We start from the raw sequence: 20,004 nt of genomic DNA, 5'->3' as shown, positions 1-20,004 counted from the left end.
TTAACGTACCTTCAGCGTTGCCAGGCCAATCAGCACCAGCATCAGCGAAATAATCCAGAAGCGCACAATCACGCGCGGCTCCGGCCAGCCTTTCAGTTCATAGTGGTGGTGGATCGGCGCCATACGGAAGATACGCTGACCGCGCAGCTTGAAGGAGCCGACCTGCAAAATCACCGACAGGGTTTCAACCACAAACACGCCGCCCATGATCACCAGCAGGAACTCCTGACGCAGCAGCACGGCGATAATGCCGAGCGCGCCGCCCAGCGCCAGAGAACCGACGTCACCCATAAAGACCTGCGCCGGATAAGTGTTGAACCAGAGGAAGCCCAGCCCCGCGCCGACTATCGCCGTACAGACGATCACCAGCTCACCCGCGTGACGCAGATAAGGGATGTGCAGGTAGTTCGCAAAGTTCATGTTACCGGTCGCCCACGCCACCAGCGCAAAACCAGCCGCCACGAAGACGGTTGGCATAATCGCCAGACCATCCAGGCCATCGGTCAGGTTAACGGCGTTACCGGTACCAACAATTACAAAGTAGGCCAGCAGGATGTAGAACAGCCCCAGCTGCGGCATCACGTCTTTAAAGAACGGCACCACCAGCTCGGTGGCGGGCGTATCTTTTCCTGCCAGATACAGCGCGAAGGCGACGCCCAGCGCAATCACTGACATCCAGAAATACTTCCAGCGGGCAATCAGGCCCTTCGTGTCTTTGCGGACGACTTTACGGTAATCATCCACAAACCCGATAATGCCGTAGCCCACCAGTACGGTCAGCACGCACCAGACGTACGGGTTAGACGGATAGGCCCACAGCAGTACGGAAACGACGATCGCGGTCAGGATCATGATCCCGCCCATCGTCGGCGTACCGCGCTTGCTGAAGTGCGACTCCGGACCGTCGTTACGTACGACCTGGCCGAAAGAGAGTTTTTGCAGACGGGCAATCATGCGCGGGCCCATCCACAACGAGATGAACAGCGCAGTCAGCAGGCTGACGATGGCGCGAAACGTCAGATACGAAAAGACGTTAAAGCCTGAATAATATTTGACCAAATGTTCGGCCAGCCAAACTAACATGTCCCGTTCTCCTGTAATGCGTGCACAACCTCTTCCATGGCGGCACTACGTGAACCTTTCACTAACACTGTCACAATTTGTTTTTCTGTAATTAATGCCTTAAGGCGCTCAATCAACGCGGCTTTGTCGGCAAAATGTTCGCCAACGCCGCTGGCATGGCTAATCGCCTGGCTCAGTTTTCCTGCGCTCAGCACGCAGTCCAGTCCCGCCGCTTTCGCCGCTTCACCCACCTGGGTATGACAGGCTTCACTTTCATCGCCCAGCTCCGCCATGTCGCCAACCACCATGACGCGGTAGCCCGGCATTTCAGATAGCACCTGCACCGCCGCCGTCATTGAGCCGACGTTCGCGTTGTAGGAGTCATCCAGCAGCAATTTGTTTTCTGCAAGCGGGATCGGGTACAGGCGTCCCGGCACGGCTTTCAAATTCGCCAGCCCGGTTTTAATCGCCTCGTGTGACGCTCCCACCGCCGTCGACAAGGCCGCTGCCGCCAGCGCATTGGCGATGTTATGGCGTCCCGGCAGCGGTAACAGCACGTCTACGTCACCCGTTGGGGTAGCAAGCGTGAATTCCGTACCGTGCGACGTCACATGGATATTGGTCGCGGTAAAGTCACTGTTGGCCGCGTTCGGCGAGAAGCGCCAAGTTTTACGCGAGCCAATGATGCTCTGCCAGTTCAGCCAGTCGTTGTTGTCGGCATTGAGAATGACAATGCCGTCAGCAGGCAGACCGGTGTAGATTTCGCCTTTCGCTTTTGCCACGCCTTCCAGCGAGCCAAAACCTTCCAGATGCGCTGCCGCGAGGTTATTCACCAGCGCCGCTTCCGGGCGAGTCAGGCTCACGGTCCAGGCGATTTCGCCCTGGTGGTTTGCCCCTAACTCGATCACCGCAAATTCATGCTCTTTGGTCAGGCGAAGTAATGTCATCGGCACGCCGATGTCATTATTGAGGTTGCCTGCGGTATAAAGCGTATTACCGCACTGGCTGAGGATGGCCGCCGTCATCTCTTTCACTGACGTTTTGCCCGATGACCCGGTCAGCGCGACAACGCGAGCAGGCACCTGCTGACGAACCCAGGCGGCCAGTTCACCGAACGCGAGACGCGTATCGTTCACCACAATCTGCGGCAAATCGATATCCAGCCTGCGGCTGACCAGCAGCGCGCCAGCGCCGTTTTCTTTGGCCTGTCCGGCAAAATCATGCGCGTCAAAACGTTCGCCTTTCAGCGCCACAAACAGACAGCCCGCGGTCACTTTGCGGGTGTCGGTGGTGACCGCGTCAATGGTCAGATCCTGGCCCAGCAGCTCTCCGTGCAGTACCGCAGCGGCCTGGCTTAAGGTGATGCTAATCATGCGACGACTCCCAGCAGACGCGCTGCCGTTACGCGGTCGGAGTAGTCCAGACGACGATTGCCAACAATCTGATAGTCTTCATGACCTTTACCGGCCAGCAGAACGACATCATTTTCTTTTGCCTGCATGATGGTGTTTGTCACGGCTTCCGCGCGGCCTTCCACCACACGGGCGCGACCGGCGTCCAGCATACCCGCCAGAATGTCGTTGATGATGGCGCGCGGCTCTTCGGTACGCGGATTGTCATCGGTGACCACAGGAATGTCCGCGAACTGCTCCGCAATGGCGCCCATCAGGGGACGTTTACCTTTGTCGCGATCGCCACCGCAGCCGAAGACGCACCAGAGTTTACCGGTGCAGTGCAGGCGTGCCGCTTCCAGCGCTTTTTCCAGCGCATCCGGCGTGTGGGCATAATCGACAACCACGGTCGGTTTGCCCGGCGCGCTAAACACTTCCATACGGCCACAAACCGGCTGGAGACGCGCTGACGTTTTCAGCAGTTCCGCCATCGGATAACCCAGCGCCAGCAGCGTTGCCAGCGCCAGCAGCAGGTTGCTGACGTTGAACGCCCCCATCAGGCGGCTTTCGATTTCACCGTCACCCCAGGAAGAGGCAAAGCGGATCGTCGCGCCACTGTCGTGATAGTTAACGTCTACGGCCTTCAGCCAGCGGCCGTGGCAGTTCGGATTGATATGGTCTTCCATCGACACCGCTACCGCGTCTGGCAGCTTCGCAAGCCAGCGGCGGCCCACTTCGTCGTCGGCATTGATAATGGCCTGGCCGTAATGGTGAGTAGAGAACAGCAGCCATTTGGCGGCTTCGTAGTGTTCCATATCACCATGATAATCAAGGTGATCGCGGCTCAGGTTGGTGAACACTGAAGCAGCAAACTTCAGTGCCGCGACGCGGTGCTGTACCAGGCCGTGCGAAGAAACTTCCATTGCGGCAAAGGTTGCCCCTTGCCCTGCCAGACCGGCAAGCACGTGCTGTACGTCAACCGCCGAACCGGTGGTGTTTTCCGTCGGGCTCACTTTGCCCAGCAGGCCGTTACCCACGGTACCCATCACCGCGCCGGTTTCACCCAGCAGCTGAGCCCACTGCGCCATCAGCTGCGTGGTGGTGGTTTTTCCGTTCGTGCCCGTCACGCCAACCAGACGCAGTTGGTCGGAAGGTTCGTGATAAAAACGTCCCGCCAGTGCAGAGAGACGCTCATTCAACTGGCTGAGATAGATAACCGGCACCCCGTGCATTTCACGGATCTCACCGTCGGTTGCCTCGTCTTTAGCCTCAGCAATAATGGCAGCCACACCTTGCGCAATCGCCTGCGGGATATAACGACGCCCGTCCGCCTGATGACCAACCACCGCCACAAAAAGATCGCCAGAAGCAGCCACGCGGCTGTCCAGTACCATCTCTCGCAGTGCTCGCTCCGGTGCATTTGGCACCCACGGAGCAAGAAGGTCGCGCAAATTACGATCTGCCACCTGTACCCTCGCCTTGATTAATTACAAATTCACTTTTTTCGCCCGTCGCCAGCGCATCTGGTTCAACGTTCATGGTGCGTAACACGCCGCCCATGATGGCGCCAAACACAGGCGCGGAAACGGCGCCGCCGTAGTATTTACCCGCCTGTGGATCGTTAATCACGACCACCAGCGCAAAACGCGGATTGCTAGCAGGCGCAACGCCTGCGGTATAGGCAATGTATTTGTTGATGTAGCGGCCGTCTGGCCCCACCTTTTTCGCCGTACCGGTTTTAATGGCGATGCGATAGCCTTTGATGGCCGCCTTCACGCCGCCGCCGCCCGGCAGCGCCACGCTTTCCATCATGTGCACAACGGTACGAACGATGGATTCCGGGAAGATACGCTCGCCCGGAACCGGTGGATCAACTTTGGTGATGGACAGCGGGCGATAGACGCCGTAGCTGCCAATCGTTGCGTAGACTCGCGCTAACTGTAACGGGGTTACCATTAGCCCGTAGCCGAAAGAGAAGGTGGCCCTCTCTATGTCAGACCACCGTTGTTTTTGAGGATATAAGCCACTGCGTTCTCCGACCAACCCCAAATTGGTCGCCTTTCCAAGTCCAAAACGTGAGTAAGTCTCTACTAACGCTGAGGACGGCATCGCTAACGCCAGCTTTGAAACACCGACGTTACTCGACTTCTGTAACACCCCGGTCAGGGTCAATTCGCTGTAGCGCGCCACGTCTTTAATCTCGTGGCCGTTAATACGGTAAGGGATCGTGTTCAGGACCGTGTTTTCATTGACGATACCGCGCTGAAGCGCCGTCATCACCACCATCGACTTCACCGTGGAGCCGGGTTCGAACACGTCGGTAATCGCCCGGTTACGCATCGCATCTTTTGCGGTGCCGGTAAAGTTGTTCGGGTTGTAGGAAGGACTGTTGGCCATGGCCAGCACTTCTCCGGTGCTGACATCCACCAGCACGGCGCTGCCGGATTCTGCCTTGTTAAACGCCACGGCGTTGTTCAGCTCGCGGTAGACCAGCGCCTGCAGGCGCTCGTCGATACTCAGAGCCAGGTTGTGCGCCGCCTGGCTGTCCGTAGAGGAGATATCTTCAATGACGCGCCCGTAGCGGTCCTTACGCACAATTCGCTCGCCAGGCTGGCCGGTGAGCCACTTATCGAAGCTTTTTTCAACGCCTTCAATCCCCTGGCTGTCGACGTTGGTGAAGCCGATGAGGTGAGCGGTTACTTCTCCGGACGGATAGTAACGACGGGATTCTTCGCGCAGATGAATGCCCGGCAGCTTCAGTTTCCGAATGTAGTCCGCCATGTCAGGGTTAACCTGGCGCGCCAGATAGATAAAACGCCCTTTCGGGTTCGCGTTGACGCGGGAGGCTAGCTGATCCAGCGGCATTTTGAGCGCATCTGAAAGCGCTTTCCAGCGGTTATCAAGCGTGATGCCACCGGCGTCGTGCAGCTCTTTCGGGTCGGCCCAAATCGCTTTCACCGGCACGCTCACCGCCAGCGGGCGACCTGAACGGTCAGTGATCATTCCGCGAGAAGTCGACACTTCCTGAACGCGAAGGGAGCGCATATCTCCCTGGCGTACCAGCATGTCAGGGGCGATGATTTGCAACCACGCCACGCGTCCCAGCAGGAAACCCAGCGCCAGTAAAATGCAGCCGCAAAGCAACGCAAAACGCCAACTGATGAAGTTGGCCTGTTCTTCCTGACGTTTTGGTTTAAGCGTTTTTGCCGCTGCTTTCATGCGTCGCGTGTTCCCTTATTTTTGTACTACGATATTTTCCTGGGAAGGATCAACATGCTGCAGCTGCAGCTTTTCCGTTGCGATCCGTTCAACCCGGCTGTGATCGCCAAGCGCGTTTTCTTCAAGGATCAGATTTCGCCATTCAATATCCAGCGCATCGCGTTCCAGCACCAGCTGCTCGCGTTGCGCAGTCAATAAACGTGTATGGTGAGCTGTGGTCACCACCGTAACTGCCGTAACAATGATGCAAATGAACAGGCAGAGTGGCAGTTTCCCGAATCGCAAAAGATCGTCGCCGATCACGCCAGGCAAGGCATGGCGCTCGTTGCTTCCTAACGATCCCTTAACTTTGCTTAGGGTTTCTGTCACTCTGCCGATCATGCGTTCGTCCTCTCTGCAACTCGCAGCACTGAACTACGGGCACGTGGATTCTCTGCCACCTCTTCTTCGCCCGGCATCAACTTGCCTAATGCTCGCAACTGACGGCCCCCCAGCTTCCTGAGTTGTTCTTCCGTCATCGGCAACCCCGCGGGAACCTGAGGACCGCGGCTCTGTTCACGCATGAAGCGTTTTACAATGCGGTCTTCCAGCGAGTGGAAGCTGATGATGGATAACCGCCCACCCGGGGCCAGCACGTCGAGCGAGCTTTTTAGCGCCAGCTCTATTTCCTCCAGTTCACTGTTTACCCAGATGCGAACCGCCTGGAAGGTACGGGTCGCGGGATGTTTGTGCTTATCCTTCACCGGCGTTGCCGCCGCGATCACCTCGGCCAACTCTTTGGTGCGGGTCATCGGCTCAATGCGGTTGCGCTCAACGATGGCGCGCGCAATGCGCTTGCCAAAACGTTCTTCGCCGAAGGTTTTGATCACCCAGGCAATATCGGCTTCGTCAGCGGTCTGCAGCCATTCGGCGGCAGACTGGCCGCGCGTCGGGTCCATACGCATGTCCAGCGGACCGTCGCGCATAAAGGAGAAGCCGCGTTCTGCATCATCAAGCTGGGGTGAAGATACGCCAAGATCGAGAAGAATCCCGTCGATCTTGCCCGTGAGATCGCGCTCGGCCACGTAATCAGCGAGCGCAGAAAAAGGTCCATGCACGATGGAAAAGCGTGGGTCATTGATGGTCTGTGCAACGGCAATCGCCTGCGGATCGCGATCGATTGCCAGCAGGCGTCCTTCCTCTCCAAGCTGGGAGAGGATCAAACGCGAGTGACCACCGCGACCAAACGTGCCATCAATGTAGATGCCATCCGGACGAATATTCAGGCCGTTCACGGCCTCGTCCAGTAACACCGTTTTATGTTTATAATTTTCCATCATATTTATAGAGACAAGTCCTGCAGCCGTTCCGATAAAGTTGCGGAATCAGACTGCTCAGCGTCGATATCTTCCTTGACCTGTTGATACCAGGTCGTTTCGTCCCACAGTTCAAACTTGTTGAACTGCCCGACCAGCATCACTTCTTTGGTCAGACCGGCATGTTGCCGCAACACAGGAGCAATCAGTAATCGCCCGGCGTTATCCATCTGACATTCACTGGCATGTCCCAATAAGAGCCGCTGCACGCGGCGTTCCTGCGGGTTCATGCTCGACAGTCGCGACAGCTTTTGCTCAATGATTTCCCATTCAGGCAAGGGGTAAAGCAGCAGGCAGGGGGAGTTGATGTCAATGGTGCAAACCATTTGACCCGAAGCATTCTCAATCAGCTGGTCGCGGTATCGGGTTGGTACCGATAAACGCCCCTTGCTGTCGAGATTGACTAACGTTGCTCCACGGAACATGCCAGTCTCACCCCTCCTCACCACTTTAACCCACAAATTCCCACCTGAAGGAGTTTACGGAGCGAGGGAAAAGCTTGTCAAGCCAGGACTCTCCCTATACGAGGCTGTACGCCCACTATTTACAGAGATAAACAGTCCCGGTTAATAACTGCACAACTGGCGAGGCAAAATTAACGTTATGAATATTTGTAAGAAAAAAACCGAATATGCACACTAGCGTTAAGGCTCACTCAATATCATCGCAGATAAATATAAAGTGTCAGTTTGCGACGCGGGCAGCATTTTATGACAGATTGTCAGGGGATGACAGCGCCAGATTCGCTCAATCGGTCGGTAGAAGCGGCGGTTGCGTTGCTGGCCGGTCGGGGGGAAGAAAAAACGTCTGAATATTCATCGACCGAAGAGGGTTTGTAACAAAGTAATACAAAGAGAGGCGTCTAAAAATCGCTTCATGATTCTTTAAGGGCCATTTAAAACGGCAAAATGAATTAAGAAAAATAGTAGATTAGGATCTCTCAAGAATTATCCTAATTTCACTGCGGGAATTAACTCGACGAATAATTCCAGTAAAAAGGGCGGTTTTTCGCCGCCCCGTCATTTCATTTATGGCGGCTCAAAATTCCGCGATGATAGAGATTACGTTTGATACGCGTCAGACCCGGCTTCGGTTTGCGCGGCTCATCCAGGCTCGCCAGAACAATCTCCAGGACGCGTTCAGCTACATCTCGGTGACGCTGGGCCACCGCCAGCACCGGGCACTGAAGGAAATCGAGAAGCTCGTTATCCCCAAACGTGGCGATCGCCAGGTCAGAGGGGAGCTTGCCTTCACGACGCAAGGTGACATCCATTACCCCCTGCAGAAGGGCAAATGACGTGGTGAACAGCGCCTGGGGCATCGGGTGCGTCTCCAGCCATTTTTCGAACAGCTGCGCAGCGGCTTCGCGTTCATAGCTGTTGGCATAGAGATAGTGGACTTCACGCGGATCGTCTTTCCAGGCGGTTCTGAACCCTTGCTCACGCAGGAAGCTTACGGAAAGCTCGGGCAGCGCGCCAAGATACAGCACCGTTTCAGCGGGGAAGGTTCTCAGCTCAGCGGCCAGCATTTCCGCGTCATCCTGATCGGCACCCACTACGCTTGTGAAATGCTCACGATCGAGCGCGCGGTCCAGCGCCACGATGGGGAACGGATCGTTCGCCCAGCGCTGGTAAAACGGATGCTCCGGCGGTAAGGAGGTCGAGACGATGATGGCATCGACCTGACGCTGGAGCAGATGTTCAATGCAGCGCATCTCGTTATCAGGCTGGTCTTCAGAACAGGCTATCAGCAGCTGGTAACCGCGCTGGCGGGCCTGACGTTCAAGATAGTTGGCGATACGGGTATAGCTGGTGTTTTCCAGATCCGGGATCACCAGACCAATAGAGCGGGTGCGCCCGGCACGCAGGCCGGCAGCGACAGCATTCGGATGGTAGTTATGCTCACGAACCACCGCCATAACTTTTTCAACGGTCTTATCGCTGACGCGGTACTGCTTTGCTTTGCCGTTAATCACATAGCTGGCCGTTGTTCGTGACACGCCGGCTAGCCGGGCGATTTCATCCAGTTTCACAATTGCCCCTTAAAAAAAGAAAAGAGTCCATGGCCCTGTCAAGGTTATGGTTAAATCTTTTAACATCTAAACGCAGAAAAGCCTTCGCGGCAACCGCTTTTATCTGCGTTGTCGGCTGATTACGCAAAAAAAAGCCCGGCTTTGGTGACCGGGCTGAAAGAGGCGAACCTTTTTAACAACTACCGCATGATTTTCTCGCCGCGTGACAGACCAACGATCCCCGATCTCGCCACCTCAACAATTTTTGCTACATCCCGCACGGATGCCAGGAAAGCGTCCAGCTTGTCACTGGTTCCGACCAGTTGAACCGTATAAAGAGAAGGCGTGACGTCGATGATCTGCCCGCGGAAGATATCCGCATTGCGTTTGACCTCCTCGCGCCCGTAACCGCTAGCCTGTATTTTTACCAGCATGACCTCACGCTCAACGTAAGCGCCCTGCCCCAGCTCGCTTACGCGCAGCACATCGACCAGCTTATGCAGCTGTTTCTCGATCTGCTCAATTACCTTGGCATCGCCAACGGTCTGAATCGTCATACGCGACATCGTCGGATCGTCCGTTGGCGCCACGGTCAGGCTTTCAATGTTATAGCCACGCTGCGCAAAAAGCCCAATGACGCGCGACAGTGCGCCAGACTCGTTTTCCAGTAATACCGATAATATCCGGCGCATATCAGGTTCTCTCCGTTTTGCTTAACCACATCTCGTCCATACCGCCGCCGCGAATATGCATCGGATAAACGTGCTCGGTTCCATCAACGATGACATCCATAAAGACGAGGCGATTGTTTTTAACGTGCTCAAGCGCTTCGGCGAGCTTCGTTTCCAGTTCAGCCGGATCGGTCACCCGCATCCCTATATGACCGTAAGCTTCAGCAAGACGAACAAAATCCGGCAGCGATTTCATATATGACTGAGAGTGGCGGCCCGAGTAGATCATATCCTGCCACTGCTTCACCATACCGAGATAGCCGTTATTAAGGTTGAGCACCAGTACCGGCAGCTCATATTGCAGCGCGGTGGAAAGTTCCTGAATGTTCATCTGAATACTGCCGTCTCCGGTCACGCAGACGACGGTTTCATTTGGCAGCGCCAGCTTCACGCCCAGCGCGGCAGGCAGGCCAAAGCCCATCGTGCCTAAACCTCCCGAGTTGATCCAGTGGCGCGGTTTATCAAACGGATAATAGAGGGCGGCAAACATTTGATGCTGGCCCACGTCAGAGGTCACATACGCGTCGCCTTTCGTCAGTCGCCATACCGTTTCGATGACCGCCTGCGGCTTAATATGCTCGCTTTGGGTGTCATATTTCAGACATTGCCGCGCGCGCCATTGCTCAATTTGCTGCCACCAGTCACGGATTTCATCCAGCGGTTGCGCTGTGTTTTCCAGCGCCAGCAGATCCAGCATTTGTTCAAGGACCTGTCGCGCGTCGCCGACGATAGGTACATCAGCAGACACCGTTTTTGAAATTGACGTCGGATCGATATCAATGTGCAGCACGGTGGCGTTCGGGCAATACTTCGCCAGGTTGTTGGTCGTACGATCGTCAAAACGCACGCCGACGGCAAAGATGACGTCAGAATGATGCATCGTCATGTTGGCTTCATAGGTACCGTGCATACCCAACATGCCGAGCGCCTGACGGTGGGTGGCGGGAAACGCTCCGAGTCCCATCAGCGATGACGCAACAGGAAGATTGAGCTTTTCAACCAGTTCACGAAGCTGTGCCTCACACGCTGAATTGACGGCCCCGCCACCGACATAGACCACCGGTTTTTTAGCGGCCAGCAGCGTTTGCAGCGCGCGTTTGATCTGACCTTTGTGACCCTGCGTTGTTGGGTTGTAAGAGCGCATGCTCACCGATTCCGGCCAGACATAAGGCAGCTTGTTGGCCGGGTTCAGGATATCTTTAGGGAGATCGACCACCACCGGCCCCGGGCGCCCGCTTGCCGCCAGCCAGAACGCCTTCTTCAGAATGCCAGGAATGTCTTCGGTTTGCTTGACCAGGAAGCTGTGCTTCACGACGGGACGCGAAATCCCGACCATGTCGCACTCCTGAAACGCATCATAGCCAATCAGTGATGTCGCGACCTGTCCGGAAAGGATCACCAGCGGAATAGAGTCCATGTACGCGGTCGCAATGCCGGTAATGGCGTTTGTCGCACCGGGCCCCGACGTGACCAGGACCACGCCCACTTCACCCGTCGCACGCGCCAGGCCATCGGCCATATGTACCGCCGCCTGCTCATGGCGTACCAGCACATGGTCAATACCCCCTACCGTATGCAGTGCGTCATAAATATCGAGGACCGCGCCGCCAGGATAGCCGAACACTTGCTTTACGCCCTGATCGATCAGCGACCGGACGACCATTTCCGCGCCAGACAACATCTCCATGCTTTGCCTCCAGGCATTTTGTTATAGACGGACCGCCGAATTCATTTCCGCACCGTCTTGCGATCGGGATGAACCCGTCTTCTATTTTGCAGAGTGATACTTACCTTAACCGCTCGTTATGAGGCAGGCAATTCGCAAACCAGGAGAGAGAAGAGGCCGTAAAAGCAGAAAAAACAGACATTGTCAGAGGATATGGTTAATTCATCTGAAATTAGGGGACGAGATGATAAATCATCACTGAAAAGCGCGGCGATGTAGAAAATCATCTATTTTTACGGGCCTGGCAGGCGCCAGATAAAATACGCAACAGAACAAAATATTAATAAAAGAAACAAAACCAGGATAAATCACATGCAAAGATGCAATTTATCCTGACTCGATTACCGACGGCAGATGCTAATAAGTAGCTCTTCCATCCACTGATGTCCTTTATCCCGTCCAGCAGCTTCATGCCAGGAGAGATAGCAGGTGCGGCTATTTAGCTTGAGCGGCAGAGGCAAAATTTGCAGATTTAACGCGCCAGAGAACTCTTCTGCCAGCCAGCGTGGGGCAATTGCCACCAGCTGCGTCTGGGAAACGACGTTTAATACGCTGACCATGGCCATCCCCTGATAAGCCACGCTCGCCTGTTTCTCTGCAGTGTCGTACCAGGGCAGGCTAAAGGAGGCATATCTGTCGAGCGCAACAACGGCATGCTGTTCGCTATAAACGTCACTTTCACGTAACGGCGCATTCAGTCGTGGATGTTTTTTGCTGGCAACCAGCACCATTTCATCTTTAAACAGCGGTACACAGGAAAATTCAGGACGGCGGAATTCTTCATAACCCAGGACGAATTCGATTTCCTGGTAACGTAACTGGTGTTCGGTGTTTTGATTTAAGGACGATTTAAAGACGAGATTAATATTAGGTGCGATCTCTTCAACTTTATTATAAATAATTGATGTCAGATAATTATCTAATGGGCTGCAGACGCAAAGATGGAATACTCGCTCACTGCTTAAGGGTTCAAAGCCCGAGCCCGGCAGCTCATTTTGCACCAACTGCAGCGCCTGGCGGATGGAGCCGAAAAGCTGGAAAGCCCGCGCTGTAGGCTGGATCCCTCTTCCATAACGAACAAACAATTCGTCGTTGAACATAACCTTAAGCCTGGCAACGGCATTACTTACGGCAGGCTGTGACATCCCCAGGGCTTGTGCCGCACGCGTGATATTCTGCTCCTGCATGACAGCATCAAACACCGTCAGTAGATTAAGATCCACCGTGCGTAACTGTGGTTTAATTCCATCAGTAATCTGTGGTTGTTTAATATTATTTTCTGGCACTTCTGACTCCACTGTCACGCTACACTCCCTTCGCCAACGCACTGTAATAATTTCGAAAAATATGATTTACCATGCAGATACGACCAGCGAAAGAAAATTGTTTAAAAATCGGAATATATAAAGATTATCTAATAATGCTATAATACAAAACGGCACAAAGGATATGCTTAACTTTAGTGTTTGAATGAAACCATAAACCAAATCAATATACAATAACCATCCAGTTAAGGATGACTTAAGTATAATTAAACTGTTATCGACATTGAGCAGAATTAAGTTAACAATCTGTTATCAATGATTCTATTTGAAGGGAGAAAAAGCTCTCTCAAAAAAAGATAACTCGATGATAGTAAAACGGTTTAAAGAGAAAGCATTTGTGAGGACTGCGTTACCTGAAAAATACCCGTTATGTTTATTCGTTTCTGCAAATGTTTTTTAAGTCCAAAAATAGACAATTAGTTAAGTTAAAAATCAAAAACCCAGCACAATAAGCTAAACAACACACCCTCTCTGTTTAGCCTTCTGGGGCCGTTTTTACCATCAGGGGTTGACATGCCCAGCTGTATCCAGTACCACTAAAAGCATATTGAATTTAACGGAGCACGATTCATGACACGCACCATTCGTTTCATCGGTCTACTACTACTAAACGCATCCACTGTGCGCGGTAGACTGGCGGGCGAAATTCAGCGTTGAATCGTCACCAGTAAGACTAAAAACCCGCGCCACTGCGCGGGTTTTTTTATGCTCGTAGCAAGGCGCCCTAAGACTGACAAGGACCTAACCCATGAGCCAGCAAGTCATTATTTTCGATACTACTTTACGTGACGGTGAACAGGCATTACAGGCAAGCCTGAGTGTAAAAGAGAAACTGCAGATTGCGCTGGCTCTCGAGCGTATGGGCGTCGACGTGATGGAGGTCGGTTTCCCCGTCTCCTCTCCGGGTGATTTTGAATCCGTACAGACTATCGCCCGCACCATTAAAAACAGCCGCGTGTGCGGTCTGGCGCGCTGCGTAGAGAAAGACATCGACGTTGCGGCTGAGTCGCTGAAGGTGGCCGAAGCCTTCCGTATTCATACCTTTATTGCAACCTCACCAATGCACATCGCAACCAAGTTGCGCAGCACGCTGGATGAGGTCATTGAACGCGCGGTATACATGGTTAAGCGCGCACGCAACTACACCGATGACGTTGAATTCTCCTGTGAAGATGCGGGCCGTACGCCGATTGAAGACCTGGCGCGCGTAGTCGAAGCCGCCATCAACGCGGGCGCTAAAACCATCAACATCCCGGACACCGTCGGCTATACCATGCCGTTTGAGTTCTCCAACATCATTACCGGCCTGTATGAGCGCGTACCTAACATTGATAAAGCAATCATCTCAGTACATACCCATGATGATTTGGGCCTGGCCGTAGGCAATGCCATCGCTGCGGTGCACGCCGGTGCACGTCAGGTAGAAGGTGCAATGAACGGTATCGGTGAACGCGCGGGCAACTGTTCACTGGAAGAAGTGATCATGGCGATCAAGGTGCGCAAAGACATCATGAACGTGCACACCCGCATCAATCACAACGAAATCTGGCGCACCAGCCAGACCGTCAGCCAGATTTGCAACATGCCGATCCCGGCTAACAAGGCGATTGTTGGAACCGGCGCGTTCGCCCACTCCTCCGGTATTCACCAGGACGGCGTGCTGAAAAACCGTGAAAACTACGAAATCATGACTCCGGAATCCATCGGCCTGAACCAGGTTCAGCTGAACCTGACCTCCCGTTCCGGTCGTGCGGCAGTGAAACACCGGATGGAAGAGATGGGCTATCAGGACAGCGATTACAACATGGATCAGCTGTACGACGCGTTCCTGAAGCTGGCCGACAAGAAAGGCCAGGTATTCGATTACGACCTGGAAGCGCTGGCCTTCATCAACAAGCAGCAGGAAGAGCCAGAGCACTTCCGTCTGGACTACTTCAACGTGCAGTCCGGCTCCAGCGACATCGCTACCGCCTCGGTCAAGTTGGCCTGCGGTGATGAAATCAAAGCGGAAGCCGCCAACGGTAACGGCCCTGTGGATGCCATCTATCAGGCGATCAACCGCGTTACCGAGTACGACGTAGAGCTGGTGAAATACGACCTGACGGCGAAAGGGCACGGTAAAGACGCGCTGGGTCAGGTGGATATCGTCGTCAACTATAATGGCCGCCGTTTCCACGGTGTGGGCCTGGCGACGGATATTGTCGAATCCTCCGCGAAAGCGATGGTGCACGTCCTGAACAACATCTGGCGCGCCGCTGAAGTCGAAAAAGAGTTGCAACGCAAAGCTCAGAATAAAGAGAACAACAAGGAAACCGTGTAATGTCGAAGAACTACCATATTGCTGTGTTGCCGGGTGACGGTATTGGTCCGGAAGTGATGGCACAGGCGCTGAAAGTACTGGAAGCCGTTCGCTCGCGTTCTGCGATGAAAATTACCACCAGCCACTACGACGTGGGCGGTATTGCGATTGATAACCACGGAACGCCATTGCCGAAAGCCACCGTTGAAGGCTGCGAAAATGCCGATGCCGTGCTGTTTGGCTCCGTCGGTGGTCCAAAATGGGAACACCTGCCGCCAGCAGAGCAGCCAGAGCGCGGCGCGCTCCTGCCGCTGCGTAAACATTTTAAACTGTTCAGTAACCTGCGTCCGGCTAAGCTGTATCAGGGGCTGGAAGAGTTTTGTCCGCTGCGCGCGGATATCGCGGCCAACGGTTTCGACATCCTGTGCGTGCGTGAGCTGACGGGCGGGATCTACTTCGGTCAGCCAAAAGGTCGCGAAGGCAGCGGTCAGCACGAGAAAGCGTTTGATACCGAGGTGTACCACCGTTTCGAAATTGAACGTATCGCCCATATCGCCTTTGAATCTGCACGCAAGCGCCGCCATAAGGTGACTTCTATTGATAAAGCGAACGTGCTGCAGTCGTCCATTTTGTGGCGCGAGATCGTCAGTGAAGTCGCTAAGCAGTACCCGGACGTTGAGCTGTCGCATATGTACATCGACAACGCGACCATGCAGCTGATTAAGGATCCGTCCCAGTTTGACGTGCTGCTCTGCTCCAACCTGTTCGGCGATATTTTGTCTGACGAGTGCGCGATGATCACCGGCTCTATGGGCATGCTGCCATCCGCCAGCCTGAATGAAGAAGGCTTTGGCCTGTACGAACCGGCGGGCGGTTCCGCGCCGGATATCGCAGGCAAGAACATTGCGAACCCGATTGCGCAGATCCTCTCCCTGGCCCTGCTGCTGCGCTACAGCCTCGATGCAGGCGACGCAGCAACCGCAATTGAAAACGCCATTAACCGGGCGTTAGAAGAAGGCGTCCGTACCGGTGACTTAGCGCGCGGCACGGCAGCAGTCAGTACTGATGAAATGGGCGACATCATTGCCCGCTATGTCGCTGAAGGGGTGTAATCATGGCCAAGACGTTATATGAAAAATTGTTTGATGCGCACGTTGTCTACGAGGCGCCAAACGAAACCCCGCTGCTGTACATTGACCGCCACCTGGTGCACGAAGTGACCTCTCCGCAGGCCTTCGACGGCCTGCGCGCGCACAAGCGTCCGGTGCGCCAGCCGGGTAAAACCTTTGCCACGATGGATCACAACGTCTCCACCCAGACCAAAGACATTAATGCTTCCGGCGAGATGGCGCGCATCCAGATGCAGGAGCTGATCAAGAACTGCAACGAATTTGGCGTGGAGCTGTACGATCTGAACCACCCGTATCAGGGCATCGTCCACGTGATGGGACCTGAGCAGGGTATTACGCTGCCGGGCATGACCATCGTCTGCGGCGACTCCCATACCGCGACCCACGGCGCGTTTGGCGCGCTGGCGTTCGGCATCGGCACATCGGAAGTTGAGCACGTTCTGGCGACGCAAACTCTGAAACAGGGCCGCGCCAAAACCATGAAGATTGAGGTGAAGGGCAAAGCCGCGCCGGGTATCACCGCGAAAGATATCGTGCTGGCGATTATCGGCAAAACCGGCAGCGCAGGCGGTACCGGTCACGTGGTGGAATTCTGCGGCGACGCGATTCAAGCGCTGAGCATGGAAGGCCGTATGACCCTGTGCAACATGGCGATTGAGATGGGTGCTAAAGCAGGCCTGGTCGCACCGGACGAAACCACCTTCAACTATGTGAAAGGCCGTCTGCACGCGCCGAAAGGTCAGGATTTTGACGACGCGGTCGCATACTGGAAAACCCTGAAAACTGACGACGGTGCCACCTTTGATACCGTTGTCACGCTGCAGGCGGAAGAGATTGCGCCGCAAGTCACCTGGGGTACCAATCCTGGCCAGGTCATCTCCGTCAACGACAGCATTCCTGACCCGGCCTCCTTCGCCGATCCGGTCGAACGCGCCAGTGCGGAAAAAGCGCTGGCCTATATGGGGCTGAAACCCGGCGTACCGCTGACCGAGGTGAACATTGATAAGGTGTTCATCGGCTCCTGCACCAACTCCCGTATCGAGGACTTACGCGCGGCGGCAGAGATTGCCAAAGGCCGCAAAGTGGCGCCGGGCGTGCAGGCGCTGGTGGTTCCTGGCTCCGGTCCGGTGAAAGCCCAGGCGGAAGCGGAAGGACTGGATAAGATCTTTATCGAAGCAGGCTTCGAATGGCGTCTGCCGGGCTGCTCCATGTGTCTGGCGATGAACAACGACCGCCTGAATCCGGGCGAACGCTGCGCCTCCACCAGCAACCGTAATTTTGAAGGCCGTCAGGGCCGGGGTGGACGCACCCACCTGGTCAGCCCGGCAATGGCCGCCGCTGCGGCAGTCACCGGCCATTTCGCCGATATTCGCAGCCTGAAATAAGGAGACAATCATGGCAGAGAAATTTACCCAACATACGGGCCGTGTTGTCCCGCTGGACGCCGCTAACGTCGATACGGACGCGATCATTCCGAAGCAGTTTTTGCAGAAAGTGACCCGCACCGGTTTTGGCGCACACCTGTTCAACGACTGGCGTTTTCTGGACGACAAAGGCGAAGTGCCAAACCCGGAGTTCGTCCTGAACTTCCCGGAATACAAAGGTGCATCCATTCTTCTGGCGCGGGAAAACTTCGGCTGCGGCTCCTCGCGTGAGCATGCGCCCTGGGCGCTGACCGACTACGGCTTTAAGGTGGTTATCGCCCCGAGCTTCGCGGATATCTTCTACGGCAACAGCTTCAACAACCAGTTGCTGCCGGTGACGCTGAGCGACGAGCAGGTCGATGAACTGTTCGCGCTGGTTAAGGCAAATCCAGGGATGGCGTTTGAGGTGGATCTGGAAGCGGAAGTGGTGAAAGCCGGGGATAAGACCTACAGCTTCAGCATTGATGCCTTCCGTCGCCACTGCATGTTGAACGGTCTGGACAGCATTGGCCTGACGCTCCAGCACGAGGACGCCATCTCAGCGTACGAGAAAAAACAGCCTGCGTTTATGGGCTAAAGGCAATGGCCCGCAGGGCGCGGGCCATTGATAAGGGTGCGTTGAGGCTCAACCACTCTGGAGAGGCGGGGACACTTCCCCCGCCAATACCGCTAACGTTTCGCTTCGTAAGCCAACACTGCCGCCAGCTCTGTTTTCTCCTGTCTGAAGTGCAACTCACACAGCGAATCACGCACCATCCAGGTGAAGATCAATAGCGTCGTACAGATCAGAAACAAACCTAACAGCAGAGTACGTTTTGGCATTCCAGCCTCCTTATTGCTTTTCGGCAATGAAGAGACTAACCTCGCAATGTTGGTTGTGAAGTTGGTCTCCCCATCAGTTTTTTGATGTGGGACTCTCCACTGTTTGCCTCTTGCGAAAGCCTGAGGCAAACAGCCTCAAGCACCCGTCACGCACTCTATGCGCCTTCTCTGTATCTGTCAGAAAATCGTTTCATTTCGTGAAGCCGCCTTCCAGAATCAAACATCCTTGACCCGGCAGGTCAGCCCAAGCGTTACCACCGAAATGGCCGCAATCATCCAGTAAACCGAGGCATGACCATAACTTTGCGCCAGCGCGCCCTGAATCACTCCCGCCAGAATAACGCCCGTCGAAATACTGTTGGTAAAAAGCGTAGTCGCAGAGCCGGCGCGGCCGGGCATGAGATCCTGGAACCAGAGCATGCCGATCCCGGCAACGATGCCAATAAACACGGCATTAAACAGCTGCAGCGCCAGCAACGCTTCACGCGAATGGAAAAGGAGCAGCCCCGCGTAGAACAGCACCCCAGCCGCCACGGCAACGATCATCATTCGACGCTTTCCGAAGCGCTTAACGTAATACCCCGCCAGAATCATCGCCGGAATTTCCAGCCCGGCGGCGGTCCCCATTAAGATCCCCGCAAGCTTGTCCGTTAGGCCTAGATCGCTGCTGATCCACAGCGGCATATCAATAATGTACATGGTGTTGCAGGTCCACATCAGCGTGGAGGCGATAAACAGCATCCGCACGTTTTTATCCTGCCAGCCGCTCACCTGAGTGATGGGCTTATCCGTCGTCTGCTCAACCCGGGCGACAGACGGCAGCGCAAAGGCAATCAGAGCCAGACTGATAATAAAAATGCCTGCCGCGATAGAAAACATGACCGTAAAGCCATAGTTCAGCGCCAACATGAAGGCCAGCGGCGGGCCGATGACCCACGCCAGCGAGAGCTGTGCGCGCATCACCGAGCTGAACATCACTACCTCTCGCGCCGAGCTGTCGGCGTATTCACGGGCCAGCGCGAAGAGCTGCGGCATGGCGGTGTTCGCCAGAGAGGCCAGCAGCACGCCGCAGGTGATGAGCGTCAGGTAATGACGGTTAAAGGCAAAAAGCAGCGCGTTGCCCACGGCCATGGCGCAGCAAAAGAGGATCAGCCTGCGGCGATCGCCCTGGCTGTCGGATCGTTTCGCCAGCCCCAGGCTAACGAGGATCCCGGCAATCGCGTTAACGGTATAAAACAGCCCCACCCAAAACGGCTGCGCCCCCACCTCGCGGCTGAGAAACAGGCTCAGCGTCGGTGCCTGTAGCGCACCGGCCACGCCCATCATGAAGGCCACCAGCATAAAAGCAGCGTACACGCCATTCAGGCGGCGCCCCATCGTCATCAACCACAGCATGCGCAAGTCCTTGTGAAAGCGAATCGAAATTGGGTGAAAGAATAAACGAAAAAAGCCAGCAAAAACATTTTGCTGGCGGGTGATAAACACCAATACTCAGTCACACATGATCGA

At 55.0% G+C, this 20,004-nt stretch carries 18 protein-coding genes; 5 read left to right on the top strand and 13 right to left on the bottom strand.

All coding sequences use genetic code 11. The annotated features are described in order from the left end of the window. From mraY to leuO, 11 genes are all read right to left on the bottom strand, one after another. On the bottom strand, positions 1-1,083 hold the full coding sequence (gene mraY, locus IM303_RS12590; protein WP_008501985.1) for a phospho-N-acetylmuramoyl-pentapeptide-transferase: 1,083 nt from the start codon (positions 1,081-1,083) through the stop codon (positions 1-3). Continuing rightward, a complete protein-coding gene (murF, locus tag IM303_RS12585) occupies positions 1,077-2,435 on the bottom strand; it encodes a UDP-N-acetylmuramoyl-tripeptide--D-alanyl-D-alanine ligase (RefSeq protein ID WP_049000499.1) in 1,359 nt (452 codons plus the stop codon). Before murF ends, mraY begins: the two co-directional genes overlap by 7 nt. Then, positions 2,432-3,919 carry a UDP-N-acetylmuramoyl-L-alanyl-D-glutamate--2,6-diaminopimelate ligase gene (murE, locus tag IM303_RS12580; protein ID WP_048960679.1) on the bottom strand — a complete coding sequence of 496 codons (1,488 nt, stop codon included), beginning with the start codon at positions 3,917-3,919 and terminating at the stop codon, positions 2,432-2,434. Before murE ends, murF begins: the two co-directional genes overlap by 4 nt. Continuing rightward, positions 3,906-5,672, bottom strand: a complete 1,767-nt coding sequence (locus tag IM303_RS12575) for a peptidoglycan glycosyltransferase FtsI (protein WP_193359995.1) — start codon at positions 5,670-5,672, stop codon at positions 3,906-3,908. The genes murE and IM303_RS12575 overlap by 14 nt, the downstream gene beginning before the upstream one ends. Positions 5,673-5,687: 15 nt before the next feature. Beyond that, a complete protein-coding gene (gene ftsL, locus IM303_RS12570; protein WP_006173860.1) occupies positions 5,688-6,053 on the bottom strand; it encodes a cell division protein FtsL in 366 nt (121 codons plus the stop codon). Next, complete coding sequence (gene rsmH, locus IM303_RS12565) at positions 6,050-6,991, bottom strand: 16S rRNA (cytosine(1402)-N(4))-methyltransferase RsmH (RefSeq protein WP_045259453.1); 942 nt, start codon at positions 6,989-6,991, stop codon at positions 6,050-6,052. The genes ftsL and rsmH overlap by 4 nt, the downstream gene beginning before the upstream one ends. A 2-nt stretch (positions 6,992-6,993) precedes the next feature. Further along, positions 6,994-7,452 carry a division/cell wall cluster transcriptional repressor MraZ gene (gene mraZ / locus IM303_RS12560; RefSeq protein ID WP_010426995.1) on the bottom strand — a complete coding sequence of 153 codons (459 nt, stop codon included), beginning with the start codon at positions 7,450-7,452 and terminating at the stop codon, positions 6,994-6,996. Positions 7,453-8,051: 599 nt separating this feature from the next. Next, positions 8,052-9,059, bottom strand: a complete 1,008-nt coding sequence (cra, locus tag IM303_RS12555) for a catabolite repressor/activator (RefSeq protein WP_014168621.1) — start codon at positions 9,057-9,059, stop codon at positions 8,052-8,054. Between the two features lie 179 nt (positions 9,060-9,238). Next, on the bottom strand, positions 9,239-9,730 hold the full coding sequence (gene ilvN / locus IM303_RS12550) for an acetolactate synthase small subunit (protein ID WP_049000496.1): 492 nt from the start codon (positions 9,728-9,730) through the stop codon (positions 9,239-9,241). 1 nt (position 9,731) lies between these two features. Continuing rightward, positions 9,732-11,456, bottom strand: a complete 1,725-nt coding sequence (gene ilvI / locus IM303_RS12545) for an acetolactate synthase 3 large subunit (protein ID WP_028015500.1) — start codon at positions 11,454-11,456, stop codon at positions 9,732-9,734. A 380-nt stretch (positions 11,457-11,836) separates the two neighbouring features. Next, complete coding sequence (gene leuO / locus IM303_RS12540; protein ID WP_041911249.1) at positions 11,837-12,781, bottom strand: transcriptional regulator LeuO; 945 nt, start codon at positions 12,779-12,781, stop codon at positions 11,837-11,839. Between the two features lie 609 nt (positions 12,782-13,390). Here leuO and leuL point away from each other — a divergent pair. From leuL to leuD, 5 genes are all read left to right on the top strand, one after another. After that, positions 13,391-13,477, top strand: coding sequence for a leu operon leader peptide (gene leuL, locus IM303_RS22385; protein ID WP_071993742.1), 87 nt, complete (start codon positions 13,391-13,393; stop codon positions 13,475-13,477). A gap of 91 nt (positions 13,478-13,568) precedes the next feature. Beyond that, positions 13,569-15,140, top strand: coding sequence for a 2-isopropylmalate synthase (gene leuA / locus IM303_RS12530; RefSeq protein WP_028015499.1), 1,572 nt, complete (start codon positions 13,569-13,571; stop codon positions 15,138-15,140). Then, on the top strand, positions 15,140-16,231 hold the full coding sequence (gene leuB / locus IM303_RS12525; protein ID WP_193359994.1) for a 3-isopropylmalate dehydrogenase: 1,092 nt from the start codon (positions 15,140-15,142) through the stop codon (positions 16,229-16,231). Before leuA ends, leuB begins: the two co-directional genes overlap by 1 nt. A 2-nt stretch (positions 16,232-16,233) precedes the next feature. Beyond that, positions 16,234-17,634: a 3-isopropylmalate dehydratase large subunit gene (gene leuC / locus IM303_RS12520; protein ID WP_193359993.1), complete on the top strand. Its 1,401-nt coding sequence runs from the start codon at positions 16,234-16,236 to the stop codon at positions 17,632-17,634. A 10-nt stretch (positions 17,635-17,644) separates the two neighbouring features. Further along, complete coding sequence (gene leuD / locus IM303_RS12515; RefSeq protein ID WP_028015497.1) at positions 17,645-18,250, top strand: 3-isopropylmalate dehydratase small subunit; 606 nt, start codon at positions 17,645-17,647, stop codon at positions 18,248-18,250. 92 nt (positions 18,251-18,342) lie between these two features. Here leuD and IM303_RS12510 read toward each other — a convergent pair whose 3' ends face one another. Both IM303_RS12510 and IM303_RS12505 read right to left on the bottom strand, forming a co-directional pair. Further along, positions 18,343-18,495 (bottom strand): Hok/Gef family protein, encoded by a 153-nt coding sequence (locus IM303_RS12510; RefSeq protein ID WP_010427008.1) that lies wholly within the window; start codon positions 18,493-18,495, stop codon positions 18,343-18,345. A gap of 216 nt (positions 18,496-18,711) precedes the next feature. Beyond that, positions 18,712-19,890, bottom strand: a complete 1,179-nt coding sequence (locus IM303_RS12505; RefSeq protein WP_192986823.1) for a sugar efflux transporter — start codon at positions 19,888-19,890, stop codon at positions 18,712-18,714. Positions 19,891-20,004: the final 114 nt, after the last annotated feature.

This window comes from Enterobacter cloacae complex sp. P38RS (assembly GCF_014930775.1).
Taxonomy (GTDB): domain Bacteria; phylum Pseudomonadota; class Gammaproteobacteria; order Enterobacterales; family Enterobacteriaceae; genus Enterobacter; species Enterobacter bugandensis.
The sequence above is the reverse complement of the archived record's forward strand: the minus strand, read 5'-3'. Positions and strand labels throughout refer to the sequence as shown.

Coding starts and splice junctions, on each gene's coding strand:
- leuC (WP_193359993.1), top strand. CDS start 16,234: ATGGCCAAGACGTTATATGAAAAATTGTTTGATGCGCACGTTGTCTAC.
- leuL (WP_071993742.1), top strand. CDS start 13,391: ATGACACGCACCATTCGTTTCATCGGTCTACTACTACTAAACGCATCC.
- murF (WP_049000499.1), bottom strand. CDS start 2,435: ATGATTAGCATCACCTTAAGCCAGGCCGCTGCGGTACTGCACGGAGAG.
- ftsL (WP_006173860.1), bottom strand. CDS start 6,053: ATGATCGGCAGAGTGACAGAAACCCTAAGCAAAGTTAAGGGATCGTTA.
- leuB (WP_193359994.1), top strand. CDS start 15,140: ATGTCGAAGAACTACCATATTGCTGTGTTGCCGGGTGACGGTATTGGT.
- rsmH (WP_045259453.1), bottom strand. CDS start 6,991: ATGATGGAAAATTATAAACATAAAACGGTGTTACTGGACGAGGCCGTG.
- mraY (WP_008501985.1), bottom strand. CDS start 1,083: ATGTTAGTTTGGCTGGCCGAACATTTGGTCAAATATTATTCAGGCTTT.
- ilvN (WP_049000496.1), bottom strand. CDS start 9,730: ATGCGCCGGATATTATCGGTATTACTGGAAAACGAGTCTGGCGCACTG.
- leuD (WP_028015497.1), top strand. CDS start 17,645: ATGGCAGAGAAATTTACCCAACATACGGGCCGTGTTGTCCCGCTGGAC.
- leuA (WP_028015499.1), top strand. CDS start 13,569: ATGAGCCAGCAAGTCATTATTTTCGATACTACTTTACGTGACGGTGAA.
- IM303_RS12510 (WP_010427008.1), bottom strand. CDS start 18,495: ATGCCAAAACGTACTCTGCTGTTAGGTTTGTTTCTGATCTGTACGACG.
- IM303_RS12575 (WP_193359995.1), bottom strand. CDS start 5,672: ATGAAAGCAGCGGCAAAAACGCTTAAACCAAAACGTCAGGAAGAACAG.
- ilvI (WP_028015500.1), bottom strand. CDS start 11,456: ATGGAGATGTTGTCTGGCGCGGAAATGGTCGTCCGGTCGCTGATCGAT.
- IM303_RS12505 (WP_192986823.1), bottom strand. CDS start 19,890: ATGCTGTGGTTGATGACGATGGGGCGCCGCCTGAATGGCGTGTACGCT.
- mraZ (WP_010426995.1), bottom strand. CDS start 7,452: ATGTTCCGTGGAGCAACGTTAGTCAATCTCGACAGCAAGGGGCGTTTA.